Genomic DNA, 6,371 nt, shown 5'->3' on the forward strand with positions numbered 1-6,371 from the left:
CGCAAGGTGAGGCGATGATTTCCTCCTTCGCAGGCCGGGCCTCCCGCCGGGCGGCGGACCTGGCCAAGCGCCGGTCGGGCGTGCTGCTGCTGATAGCGGCGCTCGCCGTGATCGGCGCTGGCTACGCGGCGTTCACGCCGAGCACCTCGGCGGCCCCGAACGACCAATCGTCGGCGGCGGCGCAGCAGGGTCAGCGACTGTTCAACGACAGCTGCATCAGCTGCCACGGCCGTACGCTGCAGGGCGTCCCCGGCCGCGGACCGAGCCTGGTCGGGGTGGGTGGCGCCGCGGTCGACTTCCAGGTCTCCTCGGGCCGGATGCCACTGGCCGGCCAGGCCGCGCAGGCGGCCCGCAAGCCCCCGAAGTTCACCGACGACCAGATCACCCAGCTGGTCGCCTACGTGCAGTCGTACGGCGGACCGGAAGTGCCGACCGGGCAGCTGTCCAGCACCGACAAGGACACCATCGCCGAAGGTGGCCGCCTGTTCCGGCTGAACTGCGCCGCCTGCCACGCCTTCAGCACCAAGGGTGGCGCGCTGTCGTCCGGCAAGACCGCGCCGAACCTCAACGACGCGACCGACAAACAGATTTACGAGGCGATGCTGACCGGCCCGGAGAACATGCCGGTGTTCGCGAACAACCAGCTCACCCCGGATGAGAAGAAGGCCATCCTGTCGTACGTGCAGGCCCAGAAGGCCGACATGGACCAGGGCGGCTTCGGGATCGGCCGGTCCGGCCCGGTGCCCGAGGGCCTGGTGATCTTCGTCATCGGCATTATCGCTCTGCTGTTCGTGACGCTCTGGATTGCAGGAAAGTCGTGACCACACAAGACCACAGCACTGCCCACGAGCCGGCCACCGCCAACGGGGTGACCCCGGCGTACCCGATGCCGGGCAAAGACCCGTATGTCGACGCCAACGACCCGGAGGCGGACCAGTTCGACCTGGTCCGCGAGGGTGCCCGCCGGGACGGCGTGGAGCTGGTGCATTACGCGCCACGTTTCCCGGTCCCGGGCACCAAGCGGGAGAAGCGGGTCGAGCGGACCATCGCGTTCATGTTCGGCCTGTCCGGCCTGTTCGGGCTGGCTTTCCTGGTCGTCTACATCTGGTGGCCATACGACTACCAGCTGGGCGTCAACATCGCGAAGCTCTACACGCCGATGCTGGGCATCACGCTCGGCTTCGCGCTGTTCTTCGTCGGCGCCGCGGTCATCACCTTCGCGAAGAAGCTGCTGCCCGAAGAGGTCGCGGTCCAGGATCGGCACGACGGTGCGTCTCCGGACGACGAGCGCCGGCTGACCGGCGCCACGCTGTTGCAGACCTTCGACGACACCGGCATCAAGCGCCGCCCGATGCTGAAGGCGGCCATCGCGATCGGCGCCGCGCCGCTCGGTCTCGCGATCGCCGCGCCGCTGGTCGGCGCGCTGATCACGAACCCGGGCAAGGACCCGATCACCACCGCCTGGAAGGAAGGCATCCGGCTGGTCCGCGACGATGGCACGCCGATCCAGCCTGGTGACATGCACACGGGCAGCATCGAGACCGTCTTCCCGGGCATCCCGGACGGCAACACCAACAAATACGCCGACTCCCCCACGCTGCTGATCCACATGCGGCCGGAGGACGCGGCGAAGGTCAAGGTGCAGCCCGGGTACGAGACAGCGCACTACGGCGACTACTTCGCGTACTCGAAGATCTGCACGCACGCGGGCTGCCCGGCCAGCCTGTACGAGCAGCAGACCCAGCGGCTGCTGTGCCCGTGCCACCAGAGCCAGTTCGACCTGCTGGAGTCCTGCAAGCCGGTCTTCGGCCCGGCGAGCCGGCGGCTGCCGCAGCTGCCGATCAAGTTGGACTCGGCGGGATATTTCGTGGCACAGAGCGACTATCGGGTGCCGATCGGTCCCGCATTGTGGGAGCACCCCGACAATGACAAGTAACCTGAGAGAGACCGAGACAGCGCTGTCTGAGATGACGACCGTCCGCCCCACGTATTGGGAGCATCCATCATGATCTCGCTGCCGAAAATCAACCCGGCCGAAATCCCCGAGCAGGCGGCCAGTTGGGCCGATGACCGGTTCGCCGCGGCCAGCCCGGTCCGCAAGCTGATGAACAAGGTCTTCCCGGACCACTGGTCGTTCATGCTCGGTGAGATCGCGCTCTACTCGTTCATCGTGCTGCTGCTGTCCGGCACCTTCCTGGCCCTGTATTTCGAGCCGTCGGCGCTGGAAGTCAAGTACGCCGGCTCGTACACGCCGCTTTACGGCATCGAGATGTCCCGTGCGTACGAGACGACCCTGAACCTGTCGTTCGACGTGCGCGGCGGCTTGATCATGCGGCAGATCCACCACTGGGCGGCGCTGCTGTTCATGGCCGCGATGGTCGTGCACATGCTGCGGGTCTTCTTCACCGGCGCCTTCCGGCGGCCGCGGGAGATCAACTGGGTGGTCGGCGCGCTGCTGTTCATCATGGGCTTCTTCGAGGGCTTCGCGGGTTACTCGCTGCCAGACGACGCGATCTCCGGCACCGGCCTTCGAGTGATGAGCGCGATCATGCAGTCCACGCCGGTGATCGGGACGTGGTTCACCTTCTCGGTGTTCGGCGGCGAATATCCGGGCACGGAGATCCTGCCGCGGCTCTACATCGCACACGTGCTGTTGTTACCCGGTCTGATCCTGGGGTTGATCGCTGTCCATATGGGCCTGCTGGTCAAGCAGAAACACACCCAGTATCCCGGGCCAGGCCGGACCGAGAAGAACGTTGTCGGCGTACGGATGGTGCCGAACTTCTCGGCCAAGGCCGGCGGGTTCTTCATGGTCGTCTTCGGCATGATCGCCTTCCTGGGTGGCGTCTTCCAGATCAACCCGGTGTGGATCTTCGGCCCGTACACAGCCGCGGTGGTCTCCGCTGGCACCACGCCTGACTGGTACGTGGCCTGGAGCGACGGGGCGCTGAGACTCTTCCCGGACTGGGAGATCTACATCGGTCCGTACACGATCCCGGCGATGTTCTGGCCTTCCGCGTTCCTGATGGGCGCCGTCTTCTCGATGCTGATCGGGTATCCGTTCCTGGAAGCCAGACTCACCAAGGACTCCGCCCACCACAACCTGCTTCAGCGGCCCCGGGACGCACCCGCGCGGACGGCGCTGGGCGCGATGGCGATCGCCTTCATCATCGTGCTGCTGATGTCCGCCGGAAACGACATCATCGCCGAGAAGTTCGACATCTCGCTGAACGCGATGACGTGGATCGGTCGGATCGGGCTGCTGCTGGCGCCACCCATCGCGTACTACATCACCTACCGGCTGTGCCTGGGCGCCCAGCAGGGCGACCGGATCACGCTGGCGCACGGTGTCGAGACCGGCATCATCCGGCGGCTTCCGAACGGTGAGTTCATCGAGATCCACCAGCCGCTGGGCCCGGCGGACTCGCACGGCCACAGCGAGCTGGAATACAGCGGCTGGGCGGTGCCGAAGAAGATGAACCGGCTCGGTGCCCTAGGCAACGCTGCCAAGGGCTTCTTCGTGCCGCTGGAGAAGCCCGGTGAGGCTCCCGTCTCGCCGGCGCCGGTAGATCAGCGAGAGCTGACCCGCAGCGACGACTGAGAGCTTCTCAGCCCTCGTACGACCCAGAAAGCCGCCCCATTCCTGTCGGAGTGGGGCGGCTTTCTTTTGCGCTGCCACGCGTACGGCCAGCGTACATATCATACGAACGGACAATTTCTTCGCATTTAACTCTAGGAATCCGGAGGAATGTCCGGTAATCTCCGAATTGTTACGGAGACTGGGCACGAAGAAGACCCGATGTTCGTGACGGCACGGCACCGGACGAGTCAGCGGGCACCGGCACACCCTCCGGGTTGACTCGTCCACACCGCCCCGGTCCACGACGACGTGGTCGGCGGGAGCGATCTGGAGCGTCCGCACCATCGGCGAGCTGATTTATGAACCGAGCGGCTCACGTAAGGGGGTATGAAGAGCCTCGCCGACGTACGACCTGCCCACCTGCGGCTATGAGGAATGGGGCCAGCCGGTGGTGGCGACGGTCGTCGGGCGCGATCATCACGCCACGCCGAGGTCGGTGTTCGCGGTCAATACGCCCTTGTGACCGCGGGCCACCGACCTCGGTGGGCGCTTTTTATTTGACTACTCGCATCCACAGATTGGTTGCCAGCTCGGCGCTGGTCAGGCCGACACGTTCCAGCTTCACGTTCGTACCACCCGGCCAGTCCAAGAGCCGGACGCCGTCGCCGAGCAGCACCGGCGCGATGATCACCAGGAGCTCGTCGAGTTCACCCGCCGCGAGGCATTGTCGGGCGACACTGGCGCCCATCACGTTGACGTACCGCTCCCCCGCCGCGGTCTTCGCCGCCTCGATCGCGCTGCCGAGATCGCCGACGAAAGTCACCCCGGGCACTGGCCGCGCCGGTGGGTGATGGGTGAGGACGAACTGCGGGCCGTCCCAGCCCCCGCCGAACGCCTTACCCTCCTTGGCGGTCCCCCGATGCGGATCGTCGCCGCCGAACGTGCGGCTGCCAACCAACAACGCGCCGATCTTGCTGACGACGTCCTTGACGACCGGGTTGGGCGCGATGTGTTCGGTGAGCCAGGACATGTCCCCGCCCAGGCCCGCGATGAAACCGTCGAGCGACATGGTGACCGAGTAGAGCAGCTTGGCCATCGCGTACCTCCGGTGGAACCTCGTCGGGACAGCCAGCAGTTCGCTGGTACGACAACGGCCCGCCTACGCCTGACAGGCGTCGACGGGCCGACAATCGGTGCGTACGAACGGATTAGCTCTCTTCGCCGCGGCTGCCGACGTAATACTCGAAGAGCAGTCCGCCGGTGGACAGGATCAGCGCGACGCCGCCCAGGACCAGCAGCCAGATGGCCCAGAAGACGATCCCGATGCCGGCAATCGCGGCCGCGGCGGCCAGGATGAACGGCCAGTAGCTGCCGGGTGAGAAGAAGCCCAGGTCGCCGGCGCCCTCGCTGATGTCGGCGTTCTCGCGGTCCTCCGGGCGAGCGTCGATCCGGCGGGCCACGAAGGAGAAGTACTGGCCGATCATGCCGCAGAGGCAGCCAGTCAGGATCAGCCCGACGACACCGACCCACTCGGTGTGCTCGACGGTGTTCTTCGTCCAGATCCCGTACACGGTTGCTGCCACGAACACGAACAGCGCCAAGCCGTTGAAGACTTTCGACTCGGTGCGCATCGCTACCGATCCTCCTGTCGGGTACTGCTGTGGATCACAGAATAGGGCAGGGACCAACTCGCCTGGCTAGCTGGCAGACGTGTCGCGGCGGTCGGTGTTGAACGGGTGGGTGGTGACCGCGTACCGCATCGCCTTGCCCTGCAGCTTCTCCAGGGCGTCCGGGTTGGACAGGCCCTGCTCGCGCAGCGTCAGGTATTGCTGGTACATGGTCGGGCTGACCGCCCGGACCTCGAAGTTCATGTTCGAGTGGTAGGTGCCGCACAGCTCGGCGCAGCGGCCGACGAAGTTGCCGGTCTGGGTGATGGTCACCTGGAACGAGTTCGGGTGGCCCGGGATCACGTCCCGCTTGAACAGGAAGTCCGGCACCCAGAACGAGTGGATGACATCCTCGGAGGTCTCGATGAACTTGACCGTCTTGCCGGTCGGGAGCACCAGCACCGGGATCTGGTCGGACGAGCCGACGGTCTCCACGTCGTGGCCGTCCTGGCCGCGCTGGTCGTTGTAACCGAACCGCCAGTTCCACTTGAACGCCACCACCGAGATGGTCACGTCCGGGTTCGCGTCTTCCTTGTTCACGTCAGTCTCGACGACCGCCGTGTAGTAGAAGAGAACGACCACGATCAGCAGCGGCGCGATCGTGTAGAGGATCTCGATCGGCAGGTTGAGCTTGGTCTGGACGGGGATCTCTGGGTCACCAGCACGCCGCCGGTAAGCGATGATCGCCCAGAACATCAGGCCCCACACGAGAACACCGACGGCCAGCGCCGCGATGGTCGAGTCGACCCAGAGCCGCAGCATCCACTGCGACTGCACGGTGACGCCCGCCGGCCACCCGAACCGCATCGCCTGGCCCTGATCGCAGCCAGCCAACGCCAGCGCCAGCAACCCCAGCCCGGCAAGGCTCAGGACCGCACGACCACGGCGAACCGGCACTCCGGCCCGATCCCGCTTCTGACTTGCCACCCGACAGGCCCTTCCCGCTCAGCCATCACCCAACCGGCGTGGTCTACACGCCGTAGAACGAGCAAACCGAAGACTATCCGACCTTGTTGGCACCGGCTGTCCCGGGGCGCCGACCCGCCGGCACCCATTTGCCGCCCACTCCACCGCGCCGCTCTTTGGCCCACTCACCCAACGTGATCTCCCACCCTGGGTGGGAC

Annotated in this window: 6 protein-coding genes; 3 read left to right on the plus strand and 3 right to left on the minus strand. The window is 66.0% G+C overall.

Annotated elements, in window-relative coordinates:
• Window positions 1-14 precede the first annotated feature (14 nt).
• The 3 genes from qcrC (at window position 15) to qcrB (ending at window position 3,601) form a co-directional block, all read left to right on the plus strand.
• Entirely contained in the window at window positions 15-821 is an 807-nt protein-coding gene (qcrC, locus tag ABD301_RS30615; protein WP_344313759.1) for a cytochrome bc1 complex diheme cytochrome c subunit, read from the plus strand.
• Window positions 818-1,936: a cytochrome bc1 complex Rieske iron-sulfur subunit gene (gene qcrA / locus ABD301_RS30620; protein ID WP_344313760.1), complete on the plus strand. Its 1,119-nt coding sequence runs from the start codon at window positions 818-820 to the stop codon at window positions 1,934-1,936. Before qcrC ends, qcrA begins: the two co-directional genes overlap by 4 nt.
• Window positions 1,937-2,005: 69 nt before the next feature.
• Window positions 2,006-3,601 (plus strand): cytochrome bc1 complex cytochrome b subunit, encoded by a 1,596-nt coding sequence (gene qcrB, locus ABD301_RS30625; protein ID WP_344313761.1) that lies wholly within the window; start codon window positions 2,006-2,008, stop codon window positions 3,599-3,601.
• Between the two features lie 532 nt (window positions 3,602-4,133).
• On the opposite strand, the gene ABD301_RS30630 is transcribed toward qcrB, so the two are convergent.
• From ABD301_RS30630 to ctaC, 3 genes are all read right to left on the minus strand, one after another.
• Entirely contained in the window at window positions 4,134-4,676 is a 543-nt protein-coding gene (locus ABD301_RS30630; protein ID WP_344313762.1) for a dihydrofolate reductase family protein, read from the minus strand.
• Between the two features lie 112 nt (window positions 4,677-4,788).
• On the minus strand, window positions 4,789-5,211 hold the full coding sequence (locus tag ABD301_RS30635) for a cytochrome c oxidase subunit 4 (RefSeq protein ID WP_163567928.1): 423 nt from the start codon (window positions 5,209-5,211) through the stop codon (window positions 4,789-4,791).
• 66 nt (window positions 5,212-5,277) lie between these two features.
• On the minus strand, window positions 5,278-6,174 hold the full coding sequence (gene ctaC / locus ABD301_RS30640; protein WP_344313763.1) for an aa3-type cytochrome oxidase subunit II: 897 nt from the start codon (window positions 6,172-6,174) through the stop codon (window positions 5,278-5,280).
• Window positions 6,175-6,371: the final 197 nt, after the last annotated feature.

Source organism: Fodinicola feengrottensis, from assembly GCF_039530045.1.
In the GTDB taxonomy this organism is placed as follows: Bacteria; Actinomycetota; Actinomycetes; order Mycobacteriales; family HKI-0501; genus Fodinicola; species Fodinicola feengrottensis.

Coding starts and splice junctions, on each gene's coding strand:
- qcrC (WP_344313759.1), top strand. CDS start 15: ATGATTTCCTCCTTCGCAGGCCGGGCCTCCCGCCGGGCGGCGGACCTG.
- qcrB (WP_344313761.1), top strand. CDS start 2,006: ATGATCTCGCTGCCGAAAATCAACCCGGCCGAAATCCCCGAGCAGGCG.
- ABD301_RS30630 (WP_344313762.1), bottom strand. CDS start 4,676: ATGGCCAAGCTGCTCTACTCGGTCACCATGTCGCTCGACGGTTTCATC.
- ABD301_RS30635 (WP_163567928.1), bottom strand. CDS start 5,211: ATGCGCACCGAGTCGAAAGTCTTCAACGGCTTGGCGCTGTTCGTGTTC.